Here is a 1,923-nt window from a genome sequence, read left to right as displayed (position 1 = left end):
GTTTGGGCCGTAACCCCCGACGCAGTGACGATCCCGCGAAACCGCACCTGCGGCAATCTCTTCAAAATGGGCAGTAAAACGGCTTGGCTGAAATTACCCGCACCAATAAAGGAGACCCCCAGTGTTTCCGTGTGAATGGGGCGACGTAGCGGCAATTCGACCCGGCGGGCGGGCGGTGTTTCACGGGAGGGATACGTGAGGACGATTCCCAGGTACGGCTCCCCCCCGTGGAGCATGAGCTCAAAGGCCTCGATTGCCCGATCTATGGGGAAACGATGCGTGGTGAGGATACTCGGCCGAACGGAACCGGCCGCGACTAATTCTAAAAACGCCTGCAAGTTTCTCTGCTCGGTCCAGCGAATATATCCCGGCGGATAGTCGTGCCCATGTTCTTCATAGTCGGGATCATAACGGCCTGGTCCGTAAGAGCGAGAAACAATAAACGTCAGTTCTTTTTCATAATAGGGCTTTCGCGGGATATTCATCCCCGTCACGCCGACCATGATGACCCGGGCACGGTCCCGGGCGAGTTCGGCGGCCAGTTCCACCGGGGCATTGCTGGCGGTAGCCGCCGTGATGATGATGGCGTCGGCACCCAGACCGTGTGTCCAACTGCGGACGGCCGGCAGGCAAGCCGAGTCAGGCGGCAGAGCCAGAGCGGCTCCCCCGGTGAGTGCGAGCTCGCGTCGGGCGGGGACCGGATCGAGGCCAGCCACCTGGCACCCGGCAGCCTTCAGAATTTGCACGGCAAGCTGGCCCAAAAGCCCCAGGCCGATGACGACCACATATTCGCCGACGCGCACATCGGCGTTGCGAATCCCCTGCAGGGCGATAGCCCCGAGTGTGGCGTAGGCTGCGTCTTCCCAGGAGACGCCGTCCGGAATCGAGGCGGCCAAAAGCTCGGGGACGGCGTTGTATTCGGCGTGATTGGCTATTCCGGCCCCAGCACACGCCACCCGCTGACCAACGCGGAACTGCCGCACAGCAGGTCCCGCGGCGACGATTTCACCCGCGCAGCTATAGCCGAGCGGCATCCACCGGTCGAGCTGCTGCTGGACACTACGGAGGGTGGCCCAGAGGCCATCGCGCTGGAGTTTGGTGAGGACTTTTTTGACGAGATCAGGCCTGGCCCGGGCTTTGCCGAGCAATCCTTTGCGGGCAAGCTGAGCCACCATGCGTTCGGTTCCGGCGGAGATGAGCGAGGCCTGGGTGCGGACAAGCAGCCGATTATCGCCAACCTGCGGCAGTGGCACATCAGCCAGTTCTAACCGACCATTACGCACGTTTTGGAGGAGGTGGTACATTACACCAATGGCAGTATTCCAAACCCGGGAAACAACCGACAACAGTCCGCTACGGACCAAATGTTCGCACTGGAACACTACTTTAGTCTATTGACTGTGTTACTGATACAACAAAGCACATCTCCAATTAAATTGCCCGACGGTTTGGCATTGCGTGCGTAGCTTCCCGAACAGATAAGATACAACAGCATTCCGATTCCCCGAAGGCCCCCGTTCCTCACAACAGTAGCTCTCTTGTAGTGGGCCAGCATTTCTGTGATTCGACGGCGGTAGCTAGAATCGATTTCTATTCCTTTTTCATCAAGGTGTTGCATGGCCAACTCCACCTGTCTAACTCGATTCAAATATCTATCTCCCGCGTCGAGCTTCGCTATTTCGACATTACTTTGTTTCTCAAATGTACTTGTATTTGTGCCATGCCTACGATACGCAGTTAGTGGCTGGTATAGCCAGTGCGATCGTCTGAGAACAGCTGCCGTCGCGAACAGTAGTGAGTCGAATGCACGAAAAACAACCGCATAGTGTTGTAAGTTACTCGGTTCGCCGCACATAGTAGCTAACTCCCGCGAGACCGCAAGCCCGTGTGCGGCACAGATACCCCGATACGCCAGAAAGATTC

Annotated in this window: 1 protein-coding gene; it reads right to left on the bottom strand. The window is 57.8% G+C overall.

Features of this window, described 5'->3' with window-relative positions:
* Positions 1-1,253 (bottom strand): zinc-binding alcohol dehydrogenase (locus H5U08_RS17240; protein ID WP_297035919.1); only part of this gene is annotated, 1,253 nt, incomplete at its 3' end.
* Positions 1,254-1,923: the final 670 nt, after the last annotated feature.

Source organism: Thermogutta sp., assembly GCF_014359955.1.
In the GTDB taxonomy this organism is placed as follows: Bacteria; Planctomycetota; Planctomycetia; order Pirellulales; family Thermoguttaceae; genus Thermogutta.
Note: the sequence above shows the minus strand (reverse complement) of the source record. Positions and strands in the feature narration are given on the sequence as shown.